At 53.5% G+C, this 25,488-nt stretch carries 23 protein-coding genes; 11 read left to right on the forward strand and 12 right to left on the reverse strand.

The window, feature by feature from the left end; translation table 11 throughout:
• Nucleotides 1–293: 293 nt before the first annotated feature.
• The 5 genes from J0X12_RS05835 to J0X12_RS05855 all read left to right on the forward strand — a co-directional run bounded on the left by J0X12_RS05835 (nucleotide 294) and on the right by J0X12_RS05855 (nucleotide 4,909).
• A complete protein-coding gene (locus tag J0X12_RS05835; RefSeq protein WP_207043200.1) occupies nucleotides 294–1,502 on the forward strand; it encodes an amino acid ABC transporter substrate-binding protein in 1,209 nt (402 codons plus the stop codon).
• Nucleotides 1,503–1,610: 108 nt separating this feature from the next.
• Nucleotides 1,611–2,471, forward strand: a complete 861-nt coding sequence (locus J0X12_RS05840) for an ABC transporter permease subunit (protein WP_207043201.1) — start codon at nucleotides 1,611–1,613, stop codon at nucleotides 2,469–2,471.
• The gene (locus tag J0X12_RS05845; RefSeq protein WP_207043202.1) at nucleotides 2,471–3,445 is read left to right on the forward strand and encodes a branched-chain amino acid ABC transporter permease; all 975 of its coding nucleotides are present in this window, start codon (nucleotides 2,471–2,473) and stop codon (nucleotides 3,443–3,445) included. The genes J0X12_RS05840 and J0X12_RS05845 overlap by 1 nt, the downstream gene beginning before the upstream one ends.
• On the forward strand, nucleotides 3,442–4,200 hold the full coding sequence (locus J0X12_RS05850; protein WP_207044718.1) for an ABC transporter ATP-binding protein: 759 nt from the start codon (nucleotides 3,442–3,444) through the stop codon (nucleotides 4,198–4,200). Before J0X12_RS05845 ends, J0X12_RS05850 begins: the two co-directional genes overlap by 4 nt.
• On the forward strand, nucleotides 4,193–4,909 hold the full coding sequence (locus J0X12_RS05855) for an ABC transporter ATP-binding protein (RefSeq protein WP_207043205.1): 717 nt from the start codon (nucleotides 4,193–4,195) through the stop codon (nucleotides 4,907–4,909). The genes J0X12_RS05850 and J0X12_RS05855 overlap by 8 nt, the downstream gene beginning before the upstream one ends.
• Here the strand turns inward: J0X12_RS05855 and J0X12_RS05860 are convergent.
• A complete protein-coding gene (locus J0X12_RS05860) occupies nucleotides 4,906–5,652 on the reverse strand; it encodes a phosphoribosyltransferase (protein WP_207043206.1) in 747 nt (248 codons plus the stop codon). The two genes, J0X12_RS05855 and J0X12_RS05860, sit on opposite strands and share 4 nt — an antisense overlap.
• Nucleotides 5,653–5,685: 33 nt before the next feature.
• Here J0X12_RS05860 and J0X12_RS05865 point away from each other — a divergent pair, with 33 nt between their 5' ends.
• A complete protein-coding gene (locus J0X12_RS05865; protein ID WP_207043217.1) occupies nucleotides 5,686–6,036 on the forward strand; it encodes a Rieske (2Fe-2S) protein in 351 nt (116 codons plus the stop codon).
• A gap of 1 nt (nucleotide 6,037) precedes the next feature.
• Here J0X12_RS05865 and J0X12_RS05870 read toward each other — a convergent pair whose 3' ends face one another.
• From J0X12_RS05870 to J0X12_RS05885, 4 genes are read right to left on the reverse strand one after another with little or no spacing between them, the layout of a single operon-like run.
• Nucleotides 6,038–7,708: an oxamate carbamoyltransferase subunit AllG family protein gene (locus J0X12_RS05870; protein WP_207043225.1), complete on the reverse strand. Its 1,671-nt coding sequence runs from the start codon at nucleotides 7,706–7,708 to the stop codon at nucleotides 6,038–6,040.
• 57 nt (nucleotides 7,709–7,765) lie between these two features.
• The gene (locus tag J0X12_RS05875; RefSeq protein WP_207043227.1) at nucleotides 7,766–8,935 is read right to left on the reverse strand and encodes a 2Fe-2S iron-sulfur cluster-binding protein; all 1,170 of its coding nucleotides are present in this window, start codon (nucleotides 8,933–8,935) and stop codon (nucleotides 7,766–7,768) included.
• Entirely contained in the window at nucleotides 8,932–9,759 is an 828-nt protein-coding gene (locus J0X12_RS05880) for an FAD binding domain-containing protein (RefSeq protein ID WP_207043228.1), read from the reverse strand. The genes J0X12_RS05875 and J0X12_RS05880 overlap by 4 nt, the downstream gene beginning before the upstream one ends.
• Complete coding sequence (locus J0X12_RS05885) at nucleotides 9,756–12,134, reverse strand: xanthine dehydrogenase family protein molybdopterin-binding subunit (protein ID WP_207043229.1); 2,379 nt, start codon at nucleotides 12,132–12,134, stop codon at nucleotides 9,756–9,758. The genes J0X12_RS05880 and J0X12_RS05885 overlap by 4 nt, the downstream gene beginning before the upstream one ends.
• Nucleotides 12,135–12,379: 245 nt before the next feature.
• Here J0X12_RS05885 and J0X12_RS05890 point away from each other — a divergent pair, with 245 nt between their 5' ends.
• Nucleotides 12,380–13,645 (forward strand): amidohydrolase/deacetylase family metallohydrolase, encoded by a 1,266-nt coding sequence (locus tag J0X12_RS05890; RefSeq protein WP_207043230.1) that lies wholly within the window; start codon nucleotides 12,380–12,382, stop codon nucleotides 13,643–13,645.
• A 121-nt stretch (nucleotides 13,646–13,766) separates the two neighbouring features.
• Here the strand turns inward: J0X12_RS05890 and atzF are convergent, their stop codons facing one another.
• The 7 genes from atzF to J0X12_RS05925 all read right to left on the reverse strand — a co-directional run bounded on the left by atzF (nucleotide 13,767) and on the right by J0X12_RS05925 (nucleotide 21,486).
• Nucleotides 13,767–15,557 carry an allophanate hydrolase gene (gene atzF, locus J0X12_RS05895; RefSeq protein WP_207043235.1) on the reverse strand — a complete coding sequence of 597 codons (1,791 nt, stop codon included), beginning with the start codon at nucleotides 15,555–15,557 and terminating at the stop codon, nucleotides 13,767–13,769.
• Nucleotides 15,550–15,924, reverse strand: a complete 375-nt coding sequence (locus J0X12_RS05900; protein WP_207043237.1) for a cupin domain-containing protein — start codon at nucleotides 15,922–15,924, stop codon at nucleotides 15,550–15,552. The genes atzF and J0X12_RS05900 overlap by 8 nt, the downstream gene beginning before the upstream one ends.
• A 130-nt stretch (nucleotides 15,925–16,054) precedes the next feature.
• Entirely contained in the window at nucleotides 16,055–17,590 is a 1,536-nt protein-coding gene (locus J0X12_RS05905; RefSeq protein WP_207043239.1) for an ABC transporter ATP-binding protein, read from the reverse strand.
• Nucleotides 17,587–18,264 (reverse strand): biuret amidohydrolase, encoded by a 678-nt coding sequence (gene biuH, locus J0X12_RS05910; RefSeq protein ID WP_207043241.1) that lies wholly within the window; start codon nucleotides 18,262–18,264, stop codon nucleotides 17,587–17,589. The genes J0X12_RS05905 and biuH overlap by 4 nt, the downstream gene beginning before the upstream one ends.
• A gap of 55 nt (nucleotides 18,265–18,319) precedes the next feature.
• A complete protein-coding gene (locus J0X12_RS05915; RefSeq protein WP_207043243.1) occupies nucleotides 18,320–19,243 on the reverse strand; it encodes an ABC transporter permease in 924 nt (307 codons plus the stop codon).
• Nucleotides 19,243–20,346, reverse strand: coding sequence for an ABC transporter permease (locus tag J0X12_RS05920; RefSeq protein ID WP_207043245.1), 1,104 nt, complete (start codon nucleotides 20,344–20,346; stop codon nucleotides 19,243–19,245). Before J0X12_RS05920 ends, J0X12_RS05915 begins: the two co-directional genes overlap by 1 nt.
• 12 nt (nucleotides 20,347–20,358) lie before the next feature.
• Entirely contained in the window at nucleotides 20,359–21,486 is a 1,128-nt protein-coding gene (locus tag J0X12_RS05925; RefSeq protein WP_207043248.1) for a BMP family ABC transporter substrate-binding protein, read from the reverse strand.
• Between J0X12_RS05925 and J0X12_RS05930 the strand changes: the two genes are divergently transcribed.
• The 4 genes from J0X12_RS05930 to J0X12_RS05945 all read left to right on the forward strand — a co-directional run bounded on the left by J0X12_RS05930 (nucleotide 21,475) and on the right by J0X12_RS05945 (nucleotide 25,485).
• Nucleotides 21,475–21,660 carry a hypothetical protein gene (locus J0X12_RS05930; protein ID WP_207043249.1) on the forward strand — a complete coding sequence of 62 codons (186 nt, stop codon included), beginning with the start codon at nucleotides 21,475–21,477 and terminating at the stop codon, nucleotides 21,658–21,660. The genes J0X12_RS05925 and J0X12_RS05930 overlap by 12 nt on opposite strands.
• Nucleotides 21,661–21,680: 20 nt before the next feature.
• Entirely contained in the window at nucleotides 21,681–22,583 is a 903-nt protein-coding gene (locus J0X12_RS05935; RefSeq protein WP_207043251.1) for a LysR family transcriptional regulator, read from the forward strand.
• Nucleotides 22,584–22,792: 209 nt separating this feature from the next.
• Nucleotides 22,793–24,415: an ABC transporter substrate-binding protein gene (locus tag J0X12_RS05940; protein ID WP_207043253.1), complete on the forward strand. Its 1,623-nt coding sequence runs from the start codon at nucleotides 22,793–22,795 to the stop codon at nucleotides 24,413–24,415.
• A 41-nt stretch (nucleotides 24,416–24,456) separates the two neighbouring features.
• The gene (locus J0X12_RS05945) at nucleotides 24,457–25,485 is read left to right on the forward strand and encodes an ABC transporter permease (protein WP_207043255.1); all 1,029 of its coding nucleotides are present in this window, start codon (nucleotides 24,457–24,459) and stop codon (nucleotides 25,483–25,485) included.
• Nucleotides 25,486–25,488: the final 3 nt, after the last annotated feature.

Raw genomic sequence — 25,488 nt, forward strand, 5'->3', positions numbered from 1 at the left:
CGGTGTTTGGGAAAAGTGGGCGGGTCGTACGACAGAAAACCGCCCACTTTTTTTGTGCGAAATTCGATTTCCTCCATCCCGACTTTCGTTGCTCATTTCATGATCATGCGAACAAAAAATGGCTAAAAATTAGACAAATTTCAATGCCTTAAAACCTCCTGTCTTAAAATTTCGGTTATGATAGTTGTAGTTACGACTTTGGCATATCTCTTGCTAGTTCTTGGGCGAGACACTGCCTTGGACACCGCCGTCCGGGGATTTATTAGGTAAGAAAGAAAGGGATGGTTATGGAAATGACACTCAAAAGAAGTTTGACGGTCGCCGCCGTGGCAATGGGTATGGCGATGGCCGGAAGCATGAGCGTCGCCGCTGCGGATGATGATACGCTGGTGATCGGTGCGCCCCTGGCCTTGACGGGTGGCTTGGCCGATGAAGGGAAGAAGCAGAAGGACGTCTGGAAGCTGTGGCTCGATAAAATCAATGCAGCCGGTGGTATCGATGTGGCCGGCAAGAAAATGCAGGTCAAATTCGTTGAATATGACTATCAGACGGATGGCAAACGCGCCGGACAGCTGGCTGAAAAACTGATTACCGATGATGGTGTGGATGTTCTGATGGCGCCTTTCGGCTCCGGTCACACGAAAATCATTGCCGCCGTGGCAGAACGTTATCAGGTCCCGATGCTGGCCTGCGTTGCTTCCTCCGTTTCCGTTTATGACCAGGGATTTAAATATCTCTTTGGAACCTTGGCGCCCAATACTGGCATGACGGAATCCATGGTCGAATTCTTTAAGGAGAAAAATCCAGACCTGAAGAAGGTCGCGGTTTATGGCCGGGATGACGTGTTCCCGAAATCCATGGCAACGGCCTTGGCGAACTCAGCAGAAACTGGCGGCCTCGATGTTGTGTATAACGAACTTTACGCCGTTGGTACAATGGATCACTCAGCGGCTATTTCTGCCATAAAATCGGCGGACCCGGATTGGGTTTACATGACCGGCTATACGCAGGACCTGATCCTGGGTCGCAAGCAGCTGGCTGATATGGGCGTAAGCGCCCCGATCGTCACCATGGTGACGGGGCCGGCCTATCGTGAATTCACTGAAGGCCTGGGGAAACTGGCCGACGGGATCACAAGTTCGACCTGGTGGCATCACTCAACAGCCTACACCGATGCAGTTGGGGCATGGAGCTCCACCGCTGATTTCTATGAAGACTTCACAGCCGCGTATAAATCTGATCCGGATTATATAGCTGCGTCATGTGCCGCAGCGGCGGACGTTCTTGTGAATGCTGTTAAGGTCGCGGGTTCCAAGGATAAACAGGCGGTGCGCGATGCTTTGGCAGCAACGGATATCCTGACATTCTATGGCCCAATTGACTTTGGCGACAACGGAATGAATCAGGGCCGGGAAATGCCCATCATTCAGGTGCAGGGAGAAGACATTAAAGTTCTCTACCCCGAGTCAATCGTGAACGCTGACATGAAAATGATCAAGTAAGCCTCGTCCAAATCTGACCGGTCGGGTAACGGAAAAGAAACCCCGACCGGTCTCACGACACAGTAATTTACTTCGCCCACCTGCGAGCATTTCTGGGAAACAATCACAGTGGACATCATACAAATACTACTCAACGGCATTGTACTGGGATCACTCTACGCCTGTATCGCCATCGGCTTTTCGCTGGTCTGGGGCGTGTTGAATATCATCAATATGCTGCATGGGTCTTTCATCATTCTCGGTGGATACCTCGCGTTTTTTGCGTGGCAATATTCGCACATAAACCCCATTTTCCTGCTGCCTATCATCGCCACGTTGCTGTTCGGCCTGGGTTACCTTTTACAATATTTTTTCATCAACAAGGTTGTCATGTCACCTGTGCTGACGACCCTGACGCTGACCTTTGGTCTCGACATGATCCTCTACAATCTGATGACCGTCTTTTTCACAGCCACTCCGCGAAGGGTAACCCTAGACCTCGGGTCATTGAACCTGGGGGATATGTACCTTCCCGTTGACCGTTTGATGGGCATGGGGCTGGCGCTGCTCCTGACCGGCTTGCTTTTCCTGGTGATGCGGGCGTCAAAAATCGGTCGGGCAATCGTCGCCGTCCGCATGGACCGGCAGGCCGCCACTTTGATGGGCATTCGCGTGAATAACGTTTATGCCATCACCTTTGGAATAGGGGCTTTCATGGCCGGTGCCGCGGGGGTCATCTTTTCCTTGGTTTTCCCGATCACGACGAACCTGACCGGCACCTTCCTTGGCAAGGCCTTTGTCATCTGCGTGATTGGCGGCCTTGGCAGTGTGCCCGGCGCCTTGATCGGCGGGATAGCCTTGGGCCTCATTGAGAGCTTCGCCGGCTACACGATCGGCCCGCAAAACGCGACGACGGTTGGCTTTGTCCTCATGTTATTTCTTTTGATTGTCCGGCCAACAGGTCTTGTTGGCGTTAAGGGATACGAGTAATGAAACAGTTCCTTTATTTTGGCGCCTTCGCGCTCTGGATCGTGATGATTGCGGCCACACCACTGTTGGCTGACAATTACACAATCCGGGTTGCTATCTCCATTGCCATGTTCTCGGCAATGGCGGTTTCCTGGAATTTTATCGGTGGCTTTACCGGTTATCCCTCCTTCTCGACGGCGGCCTTTTTCGGCCTTGGATGCTATGCTGGCGCCCTGGCGCAGCGGAACGGTGTTCCCTTGGTCCTGGCCTGGGTCTTTGCGACATTGTTTGTGGCAGTCTTTGCCGCGATGCTGGGGGCGATTATCCTGCGCCTGAAGGGGCATTATTTTGCTATCGGCTCTATCGCGATTGTCGACCTGACACGTTTGATAACTTCATCATGGGGAAGCTTGACAGGGGGCGGCGATGGATTGAATGTCCCGCTTTTGCAAGGCAATCCGCAGGAGGTTTCGGCACTTGTCCTGTACGTCATGCTGACCATTTTGATTATTGCCTTCCTGACGTCCATCTATGTGGATCGATCGCGGCTTGGCTTCGGGCTTAAATGCATCAGCCAGAATGAAGACGCGGCGGACATGGTCGGGGTCAATACGACCTCCTTCAAGATCGTTGCCTATACCTTGTCGGCCGTGTTCTGCGGTGCGATTGGGGCGGTCTATGCCTCCTGGGTGGGTTATATCGACCCAACTGACAGTTTCTCCATCCTGCTGACCCTGAAAGTGCCGGTTATGGTGTTGCTGGGCGGCGCAGGCACGTTGCTTGGTCCGGTTTTGGGCGCCGGCGTGTTCGTTCTGCTGGAAGAAGTCTTCTGGGCCAACTTCCTTGAATGGAACCGGGCGATCCTCGGTGGGATTATCGTATTCCTGATCTTCTTCCTGCCCAACGGTTTGCTGAAAATCCAGTATCGCGATCTGTTCAAAAAGCTGATGGACAAAATAGGTGATGCCCCCAAACAAGTGGAGAAGAGTTCATGACTGAAATTCTGAGACTGGAGAATGTCAGCAAAAGTTTTGGCGGTAACCTTGCAGTCAATGACGTCTCATTTAGCCTTGAGGAAGGCGAGATCATTGGCCTGATCGGTCCTAACGGTGCTGGCAAAACTACATTGGTCAACCTGATAACAGGCGTACACCCCCTTACCTCCGGCAAAGTGATTTTCGCGGGTGAGGATGTGAGTAATCAACAGGCATATCAGGCAGCAAGGCGAGGGCTGGCAAGAACTTTTCAAATTGTACAACCTTTTCCCAATATGACGGTTCTTGAGAATGTTGCCGCAGGCGCCTTGTTTGGCGGGGGTACCGGCTCGGTTCAGGAGGCTATGGCTTTGGCTCATGACGAATTGAAGTTCGTTGGCTTGGCTGCTGTTGCCGATACGCCGGCATCGTCACTGGCATTGCCCAACCGGAAGCGACTGGAACTTGCAAAGAGTCTGGCAATGCGTCCGAAGTTTCTTTTGCTGGACGAGGTCAATGCAGGCCTAAATGCCTCTGAAATTGACGGTGCTCTCGAATTGATCCGCAAGATCGCGGCAAGGGGGGTTACAATCCTGATTATCGAGCATCTGATGAAGGTCGTGCTGTCAATTTCCCAAAGAATTCTGGTGTTGCATCATGGGGAGCTGATCGCGCAAGGGGATCCGCGAACGGTCATTGAAGATCCTCAAGTGGTAGAAGCCTATCTGGGTTCCAAATTTGCAGCGCGCGTTAAAGCGGAGTCTCATCATGTCTGAGTCATTTCTTGAAGTTAATGGCGTTCAAGCCGGTTACGGTGACGTGCGCGTTCTGTGGGACATTTCCCTTTCGGTCAACAAGGGAGAAATTGCTTGTATCGTCGGCTCCAACGGAGCCGGCAAGACAACTCTGCTCAACACTATTTCCGGGATTGTAAAACCGACAGCGGGCAGTATCAAGCTGGAAGGGAAAGAGCTCGTTGGCGCACAGCCGGACGAAGTTTTGAGCACTGGCATCGCACATGTTCCGGAGGGGCGTCGTTTGTTCAAAGGGCTTTCGGTACAGGATAACCTGATGCTCGGGGCCTATTTGCGCAACGACCGGGAAGCGATCAAGGAAGATCTGGAGTTTGTCTATGAAATCTTTCCGAGATTGAAAGAACGGGCGACACAGGATGCAACGACAATGTCCGGCGGAGAACAGCAAATGTGCGCCATCGGACGGGGCATCATGTCCAGACCGCGCCTGTTGATGATCGACGAACTGTCTCTTGGGTTGGCGCCGCGACTTGTCGACCGTTTGAGCGAAACCCTGCTGGAAATCAATAAGGCCGGTCTCACCATCCTTCTGGTGGAGCAGGATGTGATGACAGCGTTTGAGATTGCGCAGCATGGCTTTGTTATCGAGACGGGTCGTGTTTCCATTTCCGACACGACAGAGGCCCTCGGCGATAATCCGAAGATCAAGGAAGCCTATATGGGAATTTAAGGATGATCGGTGTCAATTGTTTCGGCAATTGGCACCCATCCCTCGTCGGCGCGTTCAAACAGCGGCGCAGCAATAACACTTCTGACCTTGCTCGCCATTCCCGGCATTGCACTTTCCAGTTTGCTTTTCCACAAAACGCCCTGGCGCATCGCAACGAGTATTCCCACCACGTCACAATCAATGCGTTGAAGGAGCTTCAGAACAGATACGATGGTAGATCCGCTGGAAATAGCATCATCCACGATGACAACGCGTTTTTTCTTCAGCCGCGGCAGCATATTTGGGTCCAGGAAGATTTTCTTCGTCTTGTCCGGGCTGGTAATGGAATGAACCGGTTCCGCGAACTCATCTGCGTACCAGAATTTGCGGGAATACCCGAGGGGAATGAAGTTCTGCTGGCCAAGCCCATCGGCAATCATGGGTGCAAAGGCGAGACCCAGTGTCGGCAGGCCGACAATCTGGTCAGGGTCAAAGGACTTCGCGATCTCCACCATCGCTGCCGACAAGGAGTTTATGACCGGAAAACTTGCCTGATTGGCGATAAGGGAAGCAACGGCGCGATCCCCTTCGGGCAATTTGCGCAAGGGCAGCAACAACGCGCGTCCATCGGGCAGGGGGGCGGGGTACCCATACTGATACGGAGGCTCCTGTGGTATTTTTGGATCACCGGCGGGGATCAGTTCCTGCCAAAAGCCGGTTGTCGGCATGATATAGTCGGAAGAATTCGGCGGCTGTTGAGTCATCTGTAAAACTCTTCGTTAGGACATCGCGATAAAATGAAAAAAGAGACAGTTGAATGGCGAACAGTCGCTTCGATTGAGGACATAGCCGCCGATCGGCCCTTGGAGATTATCATCGATGAAACCTTCCTTCTCCTCGTGAAAGTAAAAGGCGACATCAAGACCTATCAGGGCTTGTGCCCCCATCAGTTTGCCAAACTATCCATGGGTACAATTTCCGAAGGTTTTATACATTGTCCGCGTCATAAAGCATGTTTTGATGCTTACAACGGCAAGTGTGGGCCCGGTTGGCAACTACCAGCGCTCCGCCAGTATCATATCCGTGTGGACGCAGGGGAGGTGGCCATTGCATATCCTCTGTCGGTGATATCTCCCGGTAGTGAATGAATTAGCCCTCCGGCCAGGGAGACACACCGCGCCCGATCAGGCCAGTCGTTCCGGTTCTCTCCACCATACCCAGATTGACCCCCAGGCATGTCCGGGGTCGCGTCAAGTCCAGACCGACCATTATGCTTTTATCCGACAGGGCAGGATGCGGGCCGATGAACGGGGCATGGGCGGCGGGGCTGAAAAAATCGGGATGAACATGGTCGCGATATCCTTCGGCCAGACTAGGCGTAGACCGGAGACAAGCCGCCCCAAAGCCAAGGGCGTCGATGACGGCACTATCGCCAATCGCGGGCAAGGCTTTGGCCATTTCCTGACCTTCGAATTTGACGCCCACGGGCGGTAGCGCCGGACGGGTAATCCAACTGTCTGGATTTGATGCCAGCTTATAGCCCATCTCCAAACCGTTACCGCCACAGGCAACAACCATATCACTATCGGCAATAGCCGCGCCGGCGCCAATCATCAGAGACGAAGCCGCCATAATGATATTCAGGGCGAACTGACCCGCCGACGCGAGATAATCGTTTGTTTCCGCATCATCGGTATCTGGAAACAGGGTGCGCACCTTTTCTTGCGCGGCGGCAACCTGACCATGCAGATCATCGCCATTTTTTAAACCGTGATCCAGTATCGGCAGCAACGCTATGGGCGTCGTGATCATGTCCGCCAGTTTCGGGCCAATATGTGTCGACAGACGGCGGAGCAGGGCAAGCCCCTCCGGATGCCCGTTTCCAAGCCGGAGCGCATAAGGCGCGGGCCCATCATTCAAGGGAGAAAAGCGGCGATTGCCGGGAGCAGCCTGATCCACAACTTCCAGACAATAAACACTGGGACCGACGATAAAGGCCAAGGGTGTCACCACGTCGAAATCCTGCGCTGGACGAAGGTGAAGATCGCCATTTTGTAGCTTGGCGAATACGTCTTCCTCGGATGTTGCCCAGCCTTCAAGGCTTGCCGTCGCGACAATCGAATGACGCATGGGTTTGGGTATATTATTAAAATCAGAGAAGGGAGGGCCAGCATGCAGCAAGGTCCGATCCGGCAACGTCGGGATAAGTTCTGCAAGTTTGGCAATACGCTGTAATATGGGTTCAACCGCAATCAGTTTTTGATAGGATTTCTGCGTGGTCGCAGAGGATTTTGAGATGCTCTCTGCACTTCTGTCGCCAGACGTCACAAACGGGATTTTTTGGTCACCGTTAGGCGTGTTCGCATTGATTATCTGGGTCATCATTTCGATAAGGCGAGTACGGTCCTCCGGTGCGAGGCTTTCAACTGTCCGTTCATGCGCGCGTTGCGCCTTTTCATCGAGAATATCGAGGATATGCTCCCCTTCTTCGGTAAGCGAGGTGAGGCGAACGCGTCTGTCGCTGTTGGAAACGCGACGCTTTATGAGACCCCGTCGTTTCAAACGATCCAGAATATCCGTCATGTTGGTCTTATCGATCGCAACGGCCTTGGCCAAAGTCGTTTGGTCCATGGCGCCGCCTTGCTGAAGCGCCGACAAGACAGAATACATCACTGGTGTAATGTTCTGATCACCGCATTCCAGCGCAAAAAGGGCCGTATGAATTTGATGTAATCGTCTAATCAGAACTCCCGGCCGCGATGTCAGGGATCCATTACGCCAAGGATCGGAGGAGGCAGTTTGTGTATTGTCATGGGTCATGAAATCGGCCGTTGCATTGTCATCATTGTCATTTTTTTCTTTAAGAGTGAAACAAAGTTAGCGAAACCTCAAGGTCCTTTTTATCCAGCCCATGAACACTGACGCCATCAGAGACAGGCCATTCAGATTGCGGGGCTGCGTTTCGTGGGGATCCTCCCCCTTGGCAAGGGCTTCGATTGAGGCGGCAACCTGATCCAGAATGCGATCTGCAATCTCTGCGACGAGCGCGGGCCGACTGAATTGTGAAAGCGGACCCGTCAGTTTGTAGACCATATCCAGTGTAAGTTCCGATCCCTTTTCCGGAAGGCCGGTCATTTTGAAATCAAGCATCCCATCCAGTTGCGAACGGCTGAGCCCATCCTTGCCACGACCGATAACATGACCGGACTTCTCGGCCTCATTCAGGTCCATCCTGGCGGTTCCGGCAAAGGCAGCCTTGATCGGGCCCATGGAAACGGCGCATTTTCCCTGCAACAGGTTGCCGTCCGTGATGCTGTCGAGTTGGCCGCCCGGAATGCAAGATACGATCTTTTCCGGGTCGGACACAATGGCCCAGATGTCAGACGCAGAGACATTGAAACGTATCGTTCGTGAGAGAGAGGGTGCACCCGCAAGGGACGACTTCGCTGGTATGCTGGCTGGGACGTTTCTTTCTGCCGCAGCAGGAGACGCAACGCCTGAAGCGGTCCCGATTGACCCAGCGGCACTTTTCTCGGTTTTCTGCGGGGTTCTTGCGTGAGGTTGCACTTTGGCCGCCGGAGGATTGTTTTCCAAAACATCCATAATCGCGGCCACAATGCCGGCATATCCTGTACAACGGCATAAATTGCCCGAGAGTTCCTTGCGGACACGTTCCGCATCCGCATCGGGCAGTCGCCTGACAATATCATAACCCGTCACCAGCATTCCGGGCGTGCAATAACCACATTGAAGGCCATGGTGTCGTTTGAATGCATCGCGCAGTGCTTTCATCAAGGGATCATCATCAAACCCTTCTACGCTTCGAACCTCGGCACCCTTGCAGGATGCAGCGAGAGTAATACAGGATCGTGTCGGACGTCCGTCAACAAATACGGTACAGGCGCCGCAAACGCCCTGTTCGCATCCCAGATGAGTCCCGCTCAGGAGCAGATCTTCCCGCAAAAAATCAGCCAGATGGGTCCGGGGTTCCGTGAGCTCGGAAACTGGCGCCCCATTGACGACAAGGTCGACTGTCGTTTCGGTCATGCTGAAAACTCCTTGGCTACTTTTATCTGCTCGAGGGCTCTGGAAAGCGCAACTGCATGGAGATGAAGCGCCGTTGCAGGCTGATCCGGAATTGCCACCGACAGGGCTTCCATCGGGGATTTGCTTCCGTCGAGAATAGTTTCGGGGTTCGAGATCAACGCGGGCTGACGGCCCAGTGCTCCAATGGTAATGCGGGTACGATTGTTTGCCGGGTCAATAAGTATAGCTGCGCTGGCTTTTGCAAATTCCCCGACTTGCCGAGTGTATTTCCAATAAGACCAGCGCGCGCCTTGACCCGGTTTCGGTACATCTATCGCCGTCAGAATGTCCTCTGGACCCAGCGCAGTGCTATAGGGGCCAGTGATGAATTCCTCCATCGGAATTGTGCGCAGTGTTGCGTCTGGGGCAGCCCCTTTTACAACAGCCATTGCACAAAGCCCGGTCATTACGATCACCCAGTCCGCTGCGGGATCCGCATGGGCAAGACTGCCACCAATTGTTCCGCGATTTCGGACGGCCCGATAGGCAATATTGGCTGCTGCATTACGCATCCAGTGACCTGTCGGGTCCGGAACCTCCCCGTCCTCAATTTCCGCATGGGTAACGGCGGCGCCAAATCGGACATAATTTTCATGTTCCTCAACTGCGCGTAATTCCGGCACTCGGGAGATATCAACCAGTCCGGCTGGTCGGGTCAATCGCAAGTTCAACATCGGCCCCAAAGATTGGTTTCCGGATACCAGCTTGTTCTGTCCCCCAAGAAGGGCGCTCTGGGCGTCGGAAAGGGATTGTGCAACCGCAAAGTCAAACAGTGCTGGCTTCATGCTACGTCTCCTTCAGTTGTTTTGGAGAATTCTGCCTGAGCAATTGCTGACAACACCCGCTCCGGCGTCATGGGAACCTCCGCTACTTCCGCTCCGATGAAGGAAAGGGCATCATTAACGGCATTTGCAATTGCCGCCGGCGGACCAATTGCCCCGCTTTCTCCAATACCTTTCTGACCAAACCTGCTCAGAGGGGAAGGGGTTTCCATATGCTCAATCCGGATGTTCGGCAGATCGGAGGCGAGCGGCAAATGATAATCCGCAAGGGTTGAGGCTAGCGGCTGGCCGGAGGCATCAAAGCACATCTCCTCGAACAGGGCCGTACCGATTCCCTGTGCGGCGCCGCCATAGACCTGACCATCCACAACCATCGGGTTGATCATCGTGCCGGCATCCTCAACAATGACATAGTCGAGCAATCGGATATGACCTAGATCCATATCAACCTCGACCTTCACCGCATGGCAGGCATAGGAAAAGGTGCCCGTATCCTTGGTGGTTTTATAACCTGCGACGACATCCAGACCTCTTGGATCGACATCATCGGGTAGTAACTGGGGTTTGAGGTACCAGGTTCGGGCTACCTCCTCAATACTGATGGTGCTCCTACCGGCAGATGCCATACCACCTTCGAGTTTGATATCCGCAGGATCAGCCTGCATTAAATGTCCCGCGATTTTACGGATACGCTCCCCCAGCAACTCACAGGCCGACCCGACCGCCCCGCCTGCCATGACAATGCAACGCGATCCCCAGGTGCCGGTGGAGTAGGGGGTATAAGCCGTATCCCCGTGAACAAGTTTGATTTTTTCCGGGTCAATTCCTATTTCAGTATTGGCGATTTGGGCCAGGGTGGTTTCCAGACTCTGACCGTGGCTGTGAACCCCAACCCGTAATTCAAGTCCACCGTCAGGCGTCAGACGGGCAGTGGCCTGCTCAAACCCCGGGACCATCGGAATTCCCCAGCCGTGATAGACTGAAGTTCCGTGTGCTCCTTGTTCGCAAAATATTGACAGACCGACGCCGATCCGGGTGCGTCCGGTTTGGCCCTTTTGCTCTTTGCGGATGCCGTCCAAATCGATTGCGGTAACAGCGCGTTTCAAGGCCTCTGGATAATCGCCACTATCGAAGAATTTGTTGGTTATATTGGTAAAGGGCATCTGTTCCGGCTGCACGAGATTGCGGGCTCGAATGGCTTCGGGCGTAATCTTTAACTCTCTTGCGATACCGTCCAGCAAAACCTCCAATGCAAAACACACCCCGGTCCGGGCGACGCCCCTAAAGGGTAGGATGGGCGGTTTGTTGGTTGCAACTGACCAGGTCTTGCAACGAAATCCCTTCATAACATAGGGGCCCGGTAATATGCTGGCGACCTGCGCAGCCTCAAGGCAGGCAGAGAAAGGATAGCTGGAATAAGCGCCGGAATCGACGATGGCCGTACAGTCCACAGCCAGCAATTCACCATCCGCTTTTGCATAGCCTGTAATTTCATAGCTATGTTCCCGGCAATTGGCTCCCGCGATCAAATGTTCACGCCGATCCTCAATCCATCGGATTGGGCGGTCGAGCTTCATGGCGAGGTAACAGGCGCAAACCTCTTCGGCAAGCAGGATGCCTTTATAACCGAATCCGCCCCCCACATCCGGCGCAATCACCCGAATTTGGCCATGATCCATATTCAGGCAATCCGCAAGGCCAGTGCGCACAATATGGGGCATTTGCGTTGCGGAGTAGAGAGTAAGGAGTTCCAGGTTCCTGTCCCAGACCGCGATAAGGCCGCGCCCTTCAATGGGCGCCATACATTGCCGTGCTGTCTTGAAGCTGCGCTTGATAATAACGTCAGCCTCTGCGATAGCCGCCTCAAAATTGATATCGGCGTTGCTTTCAAGGAAGGAATTTTCCTCCCAATCCTCATGCAGCAAGGGGCTCTCCTTGTCACGAGCTTTGGTCATGTCATGGACCGCCGGCAATTCATCAAAGACAACATCGATTTTTTCTGCCAGGTCTTCGGCTTTTGCTCTGCTATCGGCAAGACAGGCTGCAATTGGCTCGCCTACATGGCGAACTTTCTCATCTGCCAGTATGGGCTGGGTTGAAGGGCGAAAACCCGGCAGCCCGGATACGGCTCGAATCCCGGATACGCCGTCAAGATCCCGGCCAAAAAACACCCAGCTGTCCGTCTGGTCCGGTTTCGCTTGGGAGATTATTCGGGCGTGAGCAAGCGGGCTCCTTAAAAAGGCCAACTCCAGCATGCCCGGCATCCGTATATCGGCAACATAGCGCCCCTTGCCATTCAAATAGCGATCATCTTCTTTTCGCATAAGGCGTGCGCCGATACCCTTGCTGCGCTCTTTGACATCCTGACCGTCCGCCATATCAACCTTTCCCTTGCAAAAACCGGCACCCAACTGCCTAGAATTAACGCGATGCCCTGACGGGAGAGAGATGTCGGAGATCTTCTCAAACCCACAGATATTGCATTGCACAAAATCACATTAACGGAATTTAAAAAATAATTGTAGATATTATTTTAGCTATTACAACTTTTTTTCTTTTCCCATTATGCGCCGCGGGATATATTCCCTTTAACGCGTTGTCACAAAGTAAAAGGAAGCCATCGATGAGCAACATGAAACCCCTTGATGTCGTGCTGGAGAACGGCACATTAATTGATCCGGCAACTGGATTGAGCGGACAATATGACATCGGGATTCAGGACGGCATCATCACGGCAGTGAGCGAAAGCCTCAAATCCGTAGCGGCGGAAGAGCGGATGGATGTCACCGATCATCATGTCATTCCCGGAATGATCGACACCCACGCTCATGTGTATGAACATGTGACCGGAAAATTCGGTTTGTCACCCGATTTAGTCGGGGTCTATTCCGGCGTGACGACTCTGATCGATCAGGGTGGGCCGAGTTGCATGACGATAGGGGGTTTCCGCAAATTTATCGCGGAACCTTCGGCGAGCCGCGTCCTTGCCTTTATTTCAGCCTATCTTGTCGGCGGCCTTGAGGGTCATTTGTATCCTGATCTCTATGGACCGAACGGTGTCAATGCCGAGCATACTATCTCTGTGGCAAAGAAAAACCTCGATATCGTCAAAGGGATAAAAGCCCATGCGGAAATTGGCGGCCAGTCGCGTTGGGGCATGGAAGTCATCAAGATCGGACAGGAAATCGCGACCGCTGTTAATCTCCCGCTCTATATCCATCTAGGTCAGCTTTGGCCGACAGCCGACAGCGCGCCAATCCCGTCATCAGAGGAGCTTATTAGAGAATTGCTGCCGATCATGAAGGAAGGGGATGTGCTGGCGCATCCATTCACCCGTCATCCCGGAGGATTTGTTTCCGATGAAGGGGAGATCCATCCGATTTTGCTCGAAGCTGTGAAGCAGAAACAGATTCTGGTGGATGTCGGGCATGGCTCGCATTTCAGTTTTGAAGTCGCCCGCCGCATTCTGGATGCCGGTATCATACCTTATACGCTCGGAGCGGATATGCATGGCTATAATGTCGCTATTCCCGACGCTGCCGATAAATCTGAACGCGCTGCAAATCCGTTTTCCGGCGTTGCGCCGTTTAACCTGACGATTGCCATGTCGGAGCTCTTGCATCTCGGTGTTGCATTAGAACAAGTCATTGAGATGGTTACCTCTCATCCAGCAAAATTACTGCGAATGGAAGATGAACTCGGCAGCATTGCCGTGGGTCGAGAAGCGGATATCTCGGTCCTGAAAATTGAAACAGGACGCTTCAAGCTATCTGACAACAGCGGAGAAAGCGTGATCGCGGAAAAACTCATCAGGCCGACATTTTGCTTGCGTGCCGGTAAAAGATTTGATGCGACTTCAGTCTTTGTGCCTGAAGCTATTGTGGCATAAAACGGGTTCCAGCGCAGTGTTATGTGTCGGGCCCGTTACAACAATACGGAGGAGCGCGGCCCCTGGGTAGTCTAACCATCGGAACACTACTCAGAGGAACGGGCTTGATGGTCTGGCGCCGCTAATCCGCGTGGAGGAAATTTCGCCAGCCGCCATATTTGGTAATATCGGTGGCGCCTTCCAGGCCAGCGGGTTCGCAGATAAATCCATTAACTGTCGTCCCATCGGAAAGCAATACCGAGCCAATTCCCAGTGGCGACGGAATACCACGAAGGAATTCACCGAATTTCCTAGCGGGAATTGCCCAGATTTCCAGATCGATCATATTTCCAGTCTTCTCACGCATGAGGCCGGGGCGAAACGGCGGGCCGCCGGCAAGACTGTAGAGCCGATAATTCGGCGCGGTCTTTGCCTTCTTAAGAAACCGACCGCCAAGACTAACGAGTTCACCATTCAACGGTAAGCCGGACATATGTGCGCCGACCGCTGCGAGACAGATTTCATTCTCGGAAGTGACGGATTTGATCTCTGGAGGTAACAGTAGTGGCCAGTTAGTTGCGCCGAGACGAACCTCTGAGCGATAGTGCAGAAGCGCGGCAAGGCTGGCAACAAGTGAATCCTTGCCGGCTTTGGCGAGAAGTGTGACGCTTCCAGGTCGTCCATCTGTGCGGGCGGCGACAGGAACAGCAATCCCACAAAGATCGAGAAGATTTACGAAATTGGTATAGGTGCCAAGCCGCGCATTTGGCCCGATAGGGTCTTCTTCGAGATCCGCAAGCGAATAGAATGTCGGGATTGACGGGACGCAGAACATATCCACGGACTCGATGAGAGGGGCGACGATACGCTTCAGTTCCTGGAGCCTATACATTCCAAGAAATGCATCGGCCGCCGATAGATCATTCGCCTTGTTTATTATTGCCCGCGTTACAGGATGTACGGCTTCGGGATTTTCTTGCAGAAGATTGGCGATGACGGTGAAACGCTCCGCCACCCAGGCTCCTTCGTAGAGCATGTTCGCCACATCGTAGAAGGGGGTAAAATCAATCTCGACAATGTCACCGCCAAGCGCCCCGATGGAGACAATTGCGTCGTCGAACGAAGCGGACTGAATCGCATCACCGAAGAACTCTCGTGTTTCTCTTGTTGGTACACCAACGCGAAATGCCGGGGGTACTTCCTGCAGATCATTGACAGGCAATTCGCGTGAATAGGCATCACGCGGATCATACACGCTTGCCACCTGAAAGGCACGATAGGCATCCTCAACTGTCAGCGCGAAAATAGAAATTGTATCAAGGGTCCTGCAGGCAGGAACGACACCAGAAGCCGAGAGTGCGCCAAGGGTCGGTTTAAGGCCAACAATGTTATTCAGGGCGGCGGGTACCCGCCCGGAACCTGCTGTATCGGTGCCAAGTGAGAAGCTTACCAGCCCCCGGGCGACAGCCACGCTGGATCCCGAGCTTGATCCGCCGGGAACGATTTTCGGATCAACTGCATTTTTGGGCGGTGGGTAAGGTGAGCGAATACCCACCAGACCGGTCGCAAACTGATCAAGATTAGTCTTGCCAACCAGGATCGCTCCGGCCTTTCTAAGCTGGGCGACGACAAAGGCATCGGCATCGGCCTTATAATCATAAGCAGGACAGGCCGCTGTCGTCGGCATGTCGCCAACATCTATGTTGTCCTTGACGGCAAAGGGAATACCCCACAACGGTTTTGTAATCGGATTGAACGTACCGAGCTTTTTAGCGTCTTCCTGTGCCATATCAGGGTCGATCAACTGCAGGAAAATGCCGGGATCAGCCGCCTCCTCTATGCGTCGATAGCATTCGGAAATTATTTCGGATACATGCATTCCATTGCCATAGGCGCGGTGCAGGCTGGTTATATCAAAAGGTATATCAATCATCGGATTTAACACTTTCCGAAATTATCTCAGGGTCCTCGACAAAAACGACAGGCTGTTGCCATTGAATTAGAACGACGCAGCCTTCGTCGGACCAGACGGTATGTTCGCTGTCGTTGGGATTGGCTACATAAGTTCCTTTGGTATAGTGACCGTTCACATCGGATTGCGATCCATCCAGGACGAGAATGGTCTCCAAACCGGCATGGCGGTGCCTTGGAACCTTTGCGCCAGGTGCGTATTTCAGCAGGGCAACCCCTGGTTCGCCCTCAAGCAGCCAGCAGATTTCGACGCCTGGCTGAAAGGGTTCAAAAACATAATCTTTCCACCTGTCCGGAACGAGATCACTGAATATGGCTGGTTTAGTCACTCATTGCCTCCAACACTGTATCTGGTGCCGCCGTGCGACGTCATTGCCGCGACTGGCGCTGAAGCCGCCGGGTTTGACAGAGCTTCGATGCATATCAAGCGGAAAGTGAAGCGGTTCTGCATTGTGGATTTCATGCGTGATGGCCCGCCATGTATCGGCCGATCTCACCAACGTCAGCTTGTGCCGCAAGGGTCTCATAGGCAAGGCGACCCTCGGACATCACGATGATCCGGTCGGACAACTCGAGGATTTCATCGAGATCCTCGCTCATCAGCAACACCGCCGATCCAGAATTGCGCGCTGTGATAATACGAGAGCGGATTTCCGCCACGGCTGAGAAATCGAGCCCGAAACAGGGGTTTGAGATAACCAGAAGATCAACCTGTCCGGTAAGTTCTCGTGCCAGCACAGCGCGTTGGACATTACCGCCGGAGAGAGAGGAAATGAGGCTGTCCAATGAAGTTGTTTTTACCTTAAAAGCGGACACCAGGTCGGCCGCCCTATTTCGGATTTCTCGGTTATTGATCCAGAAGCGTGTACTGCCGCCATTTTTAACATCGAAATAGCGAAAGCCGATATTTTCTGCGACCGTCATATTGGCCACACAGGCATTGCGCAGAGGTTCTTCAGGCAATACGCGCACGCATAATTCCCGCGCTTCGGTGCGTGTCGCGGAATAGGATAACCCTTTAATTGAAATCGACCCTTCAGAATATTTTCGTTGACCGTTGAGGATCTCCATTAATTCCATCTGGCCGTTTCCGGAGATGCCGGCAATGCCGACGATTTCACCCGCACAGACATCAAGCTTGTCAATTTCGATCGACTTCAGACCAGACCGGTCGATGGCGCGGATACCCGAAACAGATAGAATTTTATGACCAGGCGATCCGGTTCTGTCGGAATTGCGTTCGGGCAGGTCTGCGCCGACCATCATTGACGCCATTTGATCCGTCGAGAGGTCACTGACTTTTCCGCCGCCGACCATGACGCCCCGACGTAGAACGGATACTTCGTCTGCGAACATTGTTACTTCCCGGAACTTATGGGAGATCATCAGGACGCTGATCTTCCCGGCCTTGCAAAGATTGCGCACCAGTCCGAGGACCTCATCAGCCTCGGCGGGCGTAAGAACCGAGGTCGGTTCGTCCAGGATCAGGAAGCGTCGGCCGAGATAAAGTTGTTTCAGAATTTCCAGTTTCTGCTTTTCTCCGGCAGCGAGACTCATTACCGGCTGATCGAGCGGGACCTTGAAGGGCATGGTGTTCAGAAAGTCGGCCAAGGCCTCGCGTTCTTTGCGCCAGTCTATGATGGCAGGCGCGTCATCGCGGCTGATGACAAGGTTTTCCGCCGCGGTCAAGGATGGAACAAGGGTGAAATGCTGATAGACCATCCCAAGACCGATGGCATGTGCCGCACGTGGGTCGGGTATCTCCACTTCATGATTATTGACCATAAGCTGGCCTTTGGTGGCGTGGTAAAATCCCATGATGCATTTGACCAGGGTAGATTTTCCGGCGCCATTCTCACCGAGCAGGGCATGGAAGCTGCCGGGCTTCACCTTGATCGACACGTCATCAAGGGCGGTGAAATTGCCAAACTGCATTGTCATGCCGACGGTTTCAATACCGATCGCATCGTCTGCTTTTACTTTATCGCCGGTCATGGCAATTGACTCACGAAAGTAGCGCTGTTGGAAACTGTGCCAAAAACGCCCCCCTGCATCTTGACCATTTTAACCGCGGCGGCGTGGTTGCCGGGGTCAGTCGCGGCGCAGCAATCCTCCAACAGCAGGCATTCAAACCCCCGGTCGTTGGCTTCGCGCATTGTCGTATGGACGCAGACATCGGTTGTGATACCCGTAAGTACCAGATTCTCGATCCCGCGGACCCGTAACATCAACTCAAGATCCGTGGCGCAGAAGGATCCCTTGCCAGGCTTGTCGATAATTGCTTCAGCAGGTTGCGGCGCCAGTTCATCAATGATTTCCCAGCCAGGCTCGCCTCGAACAAGGATCTTGCCGCAAGGACCCGGATCGCCGATACCCGCGCCAATTTGCCGGGATCGCCAACGCTTGTTGTCAGGAAGGTCGGCAAGGTCAGGTCGGTGGCCTTCCCGGGTGTGGAAGATATGATACCCCTTGGCGCGCATGGCGCTGAGGACGTTGGAAATGGGCTCAATCGGTGCTCTCGTCAGACTAAGATCATATCCCATCTGGTCGACATATCCGCCGACGCCGCAGAAGTCGGTCTGCATGTCGATGATAATTAAGGCTGTATTGTCGGGCCTCAGGTCGCCATTGTAGGGCCAGGGATAAGGATCTGCGTCTATAGTACTCATTCAATCACCTCCAATATTGATCCCGCTTTTGTCGTCTGCTTGCTCATTCCTGCCGCTATTTCGTTATGCTTAGTTCTGCAGGCGCACCGGTCATGGTTTTCGCGGCCGAGCTCGTAAAGATCATGACAACAAGCGTCAGCACATAAGGGGCGGCGTAGAAAAGATAATAACCTTGCGTCACTCCAACTGATTGCAGGGCTGGTCCCAATGCGCCCGCGCCACCAAAAAGGAGGGCTGCCCAGAAGCAGTAGATCGGGTTCCAGCGGGCAAAGATCACGAGCGCCACCGCCATCAGGCCTTGTCCGGACGAGATGCCCTCGTTCCAGCTTCCCGGATAATAAAGGGAAAGATAGGCACCGCCGACGCCGGCAAACGCACCACCGGCCGCAGTTGACAGAAGTTTCACTACGTTCGGACGCAGACCCATAGCGCGGGCGGCATCGGTGCTATCGCCAACAACGCGAATGCGCAGTCCGATTTTCGTATTTCGCAGCATCCACCAAAGCCCGAGCGAGGCAGCGATCCCGATCAGGAACAGGATATTCACCTTTAGCGCGGCTTGAACCTGTGGGTAATCCGACCAAAAGCCGAAACTGATTGCAGGCAAATCCGGTGCGACGGGCTGGATAAATGATTTGCCGAAAAAGAAGGCAAGACCCATTCCGAACAGCATCAACGCTATCCCGATGGCAATATCGTTGACTTTCGGAAGGCTGCAAATCCAGCCATGCAGGAGCCCGAAAATCGTGCCCGCGATCATCGCTGCCAGGACGCCCAGCCAGGGCGACCCGGTTTCATAAGCGATTGCATAAGCGGACATGGCGCCGAACACGAGCGTTCCTTCCAGCCCCAGATTGATCCGCCCGGACCGTTCCGTCAGACACTCTCCGAGGCTGACAAAAAGAAACGGGGTGGAGACGCGGATTGCGCCGCCGATAATTGCGAGAGGCACGCCCCACAGGCCGATATCTTCTCCCATTACGACCTCCATCCATCCGGATCAAAAATCCGGAGTTTTCCGTAAAAAGTTTCGCTGATCAGGATCGCAATGAAAATAAATCCCTGCATGACCAGGACGGTGGCATCCGGCAAATCCATGCGCCGCTGAATAAGGCCGCTGGACGCCTCGATACCACCGAGAAGGATGGCAACAGGAATAATCGCCAAAGGATTCTGCCGCGCGAGAAAGGCGATCAGGATGCCTGTATACCCAAACCCAGCAGCAATCGAGGCATTGGCCGCACCCTGCACAGCAGAAACCTCGAACATGCCCGCCAATCCTCCGAATGCGCCCCCTAGCGCCGTAAAGCCGACAATGAGCTTGCCGACGGGAAGCCCCTGGATCTGGGCCGCGCGCACATTTCCGCCAGCAATCCGCGCGGCAAATCCCCAGCTTGTCTTCTCGATGAGTATCCAGGAAAATACACAGGCGATGATCCCGGCTGCGAGGCCCCAATGGACATCCATTCCCGGCAAACTGCCTACCCGCAGATGTTCGGCAAGCGGCAGTGTCGACGGCTTGTTCAGGCTGGCCGGGTCACGAAGTGGGCCTTCGACAAGCTGGTTCATGATGGCAATAGCGATATAGGCCATTAGCAGGCTTGAGATGGTTTCATTGACGCCACGATAATGCCGCATGGCGCCGACTGCGCCAATCCAGACGGCGCCCGCCAACGCGCCGGCGGCCATCATTGTGGGGATCGCCAGAAGGGCGGGGGCATTCATCAACAGGGATGCACACGCACCTGTCGCGACACCGCCCAGAACGATTGCCCCTTCGCCACCGATAATGACCAGCCCGAGCCGTGCGGGCAGGGCGACGCACAGCGCCGCGAGCAGAAGCGGCGCGGAACGGGACAACGTGTTTTGCCAGGAGAAGGCTGTCCCGAAACCCGCTTTATAAATCAATTGGTAGAATTCAATCGGTGATTTGCCGACAACGAGCAGAAAGAGGCTGAAAGCGAGCAACCCACATAACAGGGCCGCGATCGGAATAACCACCCCCTCCGACCGCCGAACCGCTTTGGATAAGGGACCGGACGCCGCAGTTATGGGTAATTGAGCCAATGATTGCTCGGCCATTGCTCTGCCCGCCTAGTTGGTGGATCCGATGACGCCTTCAACGAGGTAGTTCATGCTTTCGAGCGCAACATCTGTTTCTACAAAGGATTGGCCTGCTGTAGCGATGACATTTCCTTTGTTGTCATTCAGCGGTCCCTTGATAGCCGCAAAGCCGCCCTTGAGGATTTCGGCTTGTGTTTCCTCAAATTGCTTGCGTCCGGCCTCTGGGACGGCAGGGCCGAGAGGGCTCATCTTGATAAAGCCTTCCTTAAGGCCGCCGCGGATGAAGTTATCGATGGTGCCGCCGTCCTTCATCGTATTCACCATATCCGTATAGACCTTTGCCCAGTTCCACTCTGCGCCGGTCAGATATTTATCCGGTGCGAGCGAGCTTTGGTTCGCGTGATAGCCGCAGACAAAGGCACCACGGCCAGCCGCCGTTTCCATAACCACCTTCGGTCCGTCGACATGGCAAGTGATGACATCTGCGCCCTGGTCTGCCAGGGCATTGGTCGCTTCCGCCTCCTTGACGGCGAGGGACCATTCCCCGGTGAAAATAACCTGACAGGTGATAGTCGGATCGACGGCCCGTGCTCCCAGCAGGAAGGAGTTGATATTGAGAAGAACCTGCGGGATCGGTTTCGCGGCAACAAAGCCAATTTTTTTGGTTTTCGTCGCGTGACCCGCGGCGATGCCATTCAGATATTGCCCCATGCCAATATAACCGAAATAGGAGCCGACATTCATGGGATGCTTGTCCGCCTGCCACATACCGCCAGCATGTTCAAAACGGACATCGGGATATTTCTTGGCCATAGTGAGAATATGCGGGTCGAAATAACCAAACGATGTTGGGAATATGAGAGAAGCACTGTCGAAATTGATCATCGACTCCATGGTTTTCTGGACGCTGACGTCTTCCGGAACATTTTCCTCTTCAACAACAGTTACACCTTCAATTGCCTTGACGGCGGCTGCGCCCTCCGCATGGGCCTGATTATAACCATAGTCATCCTTTGCGCCGACATAGATAAAGCCGACGGTCAAGTCGGCGGCAAAGGCCCGGTTCACCGGAAGGATTGAGCTCATTGTGGCCAAGCCGGCAAGACCGACCGTTGATTTTAGAAGGTTACGACGGGAGGTTTTGTTTTGGATGCTCATGGAATTTCTCCTGATATTGAGCGATCTGAAATTTTGAGTGCAGGGCGGGTCAACTGCTCTAAATCCAGCGCCGGAGCACAATCTTTCATCTCTGATAAATCTAATTTTGCAGGTGCGAGCGTCTCTGTCTTCTGCTATAAATTCATCAAGATGCTGCAAAAAATGCAGCAGTAGTTGCTCCGGGAGGGGCGTTTATGAAGCATCTGACCACAATACGTTATATCGATACAGTCGCCCGTGTCGGGTCGATCCGAAAGGCGGCAGACGTACTGGCGATAACGTCTACGGCTCTGAATCGCCGCATCCTGGCCATAGAAGAGGAGCTTGGCGTTCCTATTTTCGAGCGGCTGCCGCGTGGCGTACGGCTTAATAGCGCCGGGGAAATTCTCGTCCATCATATTCGCAATCAGCTCTCGGACATGGAACGGGTCAGGTCACAAATCGCCGATCTCTCAGGTATCCGGCGGGGGCATGTATCGATTGCCTGCAGTCAGGCTTTGCTTCCCTATTTCCTTCCGCAACAAATTGCCACTTACAGAAAAGAGCATCCGGCGGTGACATTTGGCGTTTACTTGCGTGACAGGGCCGCGGCCGAGCAGGCGCTTGTCGATCATACCGCCGACCTCGCGTTAGTGTTCGAACCCGTAAGGCTCGCGGAGTTTCAGACAATTCTTACCGTTCGTCAGCAAGTCTATGGTGTGATGTCCGATAGCCATCCGCTTGCCAGCCATGAAACACTGAGACTGCGGGACTGCCTTCAACACCCCATTGCCTTGCCGACCAATCCCTATGGTGTGAGGTATTTGTTGGAACTCGCGCTCGTGGATTCGCCCATTGTCTTGAATCCAGTTATTGAATCGGACAGTTTCGAGTTCCTGCGCAATCATACGCAGGCCGAAGGTGTCATATCGTTCCAGATTCCGATTGGCTTGCCGATGGAAGATATACCCAAAGGGTCTGTCGCGCGCCCGATTGACCTTCGTGATGTGCCTACTGGGCTGATTTATATTGGCCAGCTACGCGGCCGTACATTGCCTGTTGCCGTGGCGCGTTTCGCCGATCAAATAACCAAGTCACTTCAACTTCGCTACGAATAATGTGACCGGTCTTTCCATATTTATCCCCTGAAAATTTAGTCTGATGCATTTTTTGCAGCATTGGTGAAAAAAAATAGCAGCATACTGCACCGCTATATCCTGTTGTAGTGCTCCTTGAGTAATGGTCGCATGGAATTCTGTTCCCGCAGGCCGCTATACAAAAGACCTTGAGCTTAAAATCGACATGAGTTCTATCCAGGAGACGAAGCATGCGAAGAAGAGATTTTCTTAAAACAATGGGCGCCGCAGGTGGTGCCGCCGTCATTCCCTTTCTTAGATTTTTACCGGCCGAAGCGGCGGGGAGGGACGATACGCTTGTCGTCGTGAGCGGAAACGGTCCGAACAGCATGGATATTCAGCGTAAAGGCACAAACCGGCCAAGTTACCAGATCGCTGTCAATCTGTACGACCGATTAGTCGGGTATTCGACGAAGACGCTGGCCAATGGCACCTTGATGTATGACTATTCCAAATTGGAGCCGGAAGCCGCGGAATCATGGGTTGTATCGCCGGACGGAATGACGATTACCTTCAAGATGCGTAAGGGCGCAACCTTCTGGGACGGTGCCCCGATTACCGCCTATGACGTGAAGTGGTCGTTTGACAGGGCTGTAAGCCTTGGTGGTTTCCCGACAGTGCAGATGAAAGCCGGTTCGCTAGAAAAGCCTGAGCAGTTTGAAGCTATCGATGCGGATACTTTTGTCATTAAGCTGACGCGCCCGGATAAGATGACGCTGCCCGATCTGGGCGTGCCGGTGCCGATTATTTTTAACTCCGAGCTCGCAAAAAAACACGCGACGGCCGACGATCCCTGGGCAACCGAATATTTACATCGCACACCTGCAGGCAGTGGCGCCTTTATGCTGGAGCGCTGGGATCCAGGCCAGCAGGTAGTGTATAAGCGATTTGAGGAATGGAAAAACGGTGAGCTACCCGGCATATCGCGCGTGATTATCCGCGAAATCCCATCGGCCTCGACGCGCCGCGCGTTGCTTGAAAAAGGCGATGCGGATGTCTCCCTTGAAATGCCGCCAAAAGATTTCGCGGAACTAAATGCGTCCGGTAAGTACACAATCACCGGTGTGCCAATCGAAAACTCCATGATCTCCATCGGTCTGAATTTGAATTTTGAGCCTTTCGCCAACAAACTGGTCCGCCAGGCAATTGCCTACTCAGTGCCCTACGACCAGATTTTCAAGCAGGCAGCTTTTGAACGCGGAATTCCGTTATGGGGCGGCAAGTCCCTGACACCGGCGACAATCGAATGGCCACAACCGTTTCCGTATAATACGGATTACGACAAGGCGAAGGCTCTGTTGAAGGAAGCCGGTTATGAGCAGGGGTTTGAAGTCCCCCTATCTTTTAATCTTGGTCTCGCGCAATGGTCAGAGCCCATGTGTCTGCTGCTTCAGGAAAGTCTTGAGAAAGTTGGAATCAAGGCAACGATCGAGAAGATTCCGGGCGCAAACTGGCGAACGGCGGCATTGGTCGAAAAGAAACTGCCAATGCACATCAAGGACTTTGGCGGCTGGCTGAACTATCCAGACTATTATTCATTCTGGGTTTATCAGAAGGATCGGCTATTCAACTCGATGAATTACTCCAATCCGGAAGTCGAGAAAATTACGGATGCCACTTTGAAAATGGAAGTGAGTGATCCGCAATATGAGCCGAATATTAAAAAGCTCCTGAGTATCTTCTTTGAAGATGTTCCGTTGATCCCGGTATACCAGCCTTATCTTGACGTCGCGATGCAGAAAAACATCACGGGCTATGAGTATTATGCTCACCGGCAGCTTGATTGCCGCTCGTTCAACAAGGCGAGCGTATAAAGATCGTCGTTTAAATACCGTCAAGGCCGTGGGTTGGAAATATGAAACGCAGTGACAAGCTCCGCATAATCTTTGGACGCCTTATTCAGGCTATACCTTCGATAATTGGTATTATCATTGTGACCTTCATCCTGACCCGCGCCTTGCCAGGCGATCCGGCGGTGTATTTTGCAGGTCCTGCGGCTACCGAGAAGTCCATACAGGAAATCAGAACATCTCTCGGCTTAGACAAAAGTATGCTTGAACAGTTCTGGATTTACGCGAGCAATCTTGCCCGCGGAGACCTTGGCGTGTCGGTCAGCACAGGGCTGTCGGTCAAGGAGGAGTTAATCAGGCGGCTGCCAGCCTCCCTGGAGCTCACCTTTCTGGCCCTCCTGTTTTCGATTGGTGTGGCCCTTCCGCTCGGAATAGCGGCGGCGACACGGCCCAATAGCTGGGTTGACCAGTTTTGCCGGATTGTGGTGACCGCCGGCGTTTCCCTGCCGGTCTTTTTCACCGGCCTGTTTATGGTTTATCTGTTCTACTATATTCTCGGAATTGCTCCGGCTCCGTTAGGGCGCCTGGATATCATATACCTGTCACCTCCGTCGATAACCGGTTTTTATACTATCGATGCTCTACTTGACGGTGATTTCGAGACTTTTGGCGCGGCCCTGTCGCAAATGATACTTCCCGCCATTACGTTGGGCATTTTTACCCTCGCACCGCTCGCCCGGATGACCCGCGGCGCGATGCTGCAGGTTCTGTCGTCTGACTTTATTCGAACGGCACGCGCCTCAGGTCTCAAGCGCTCGACTGTTTTGTATACCTATGCGTTCCGAAATGCATTACTCCCCATCCTGACGACGTTGGGGATGGTGTTCTCCTTTATGCTGGGATCGAATGTTCTGGTGGAAAAAGTCTTTGCCTGGCCGGGCATCGGTTCCTTCGCCATTGAAGCATTGATCGTGTCCGACTATGCGGCGGTGCAGGGGTTTGTACTGGCAATGGCAATTCTTTATGTCCTGCTCAACCTAACGATCGATATCGTCTATACGCTGGTGGATCCACGCGTCGGCCTTGAAAGCTAAACC

Source organism: Sneathiella sedimenti (assembly GCF_017313765.1).
Taxonomy (GTDB): Bacteria; Pseudomonadota; Alphaproteobacteria; order Sneathiellales; family Sneathiellaceae; genus Sneathiella; species Sneathiella sedimenti.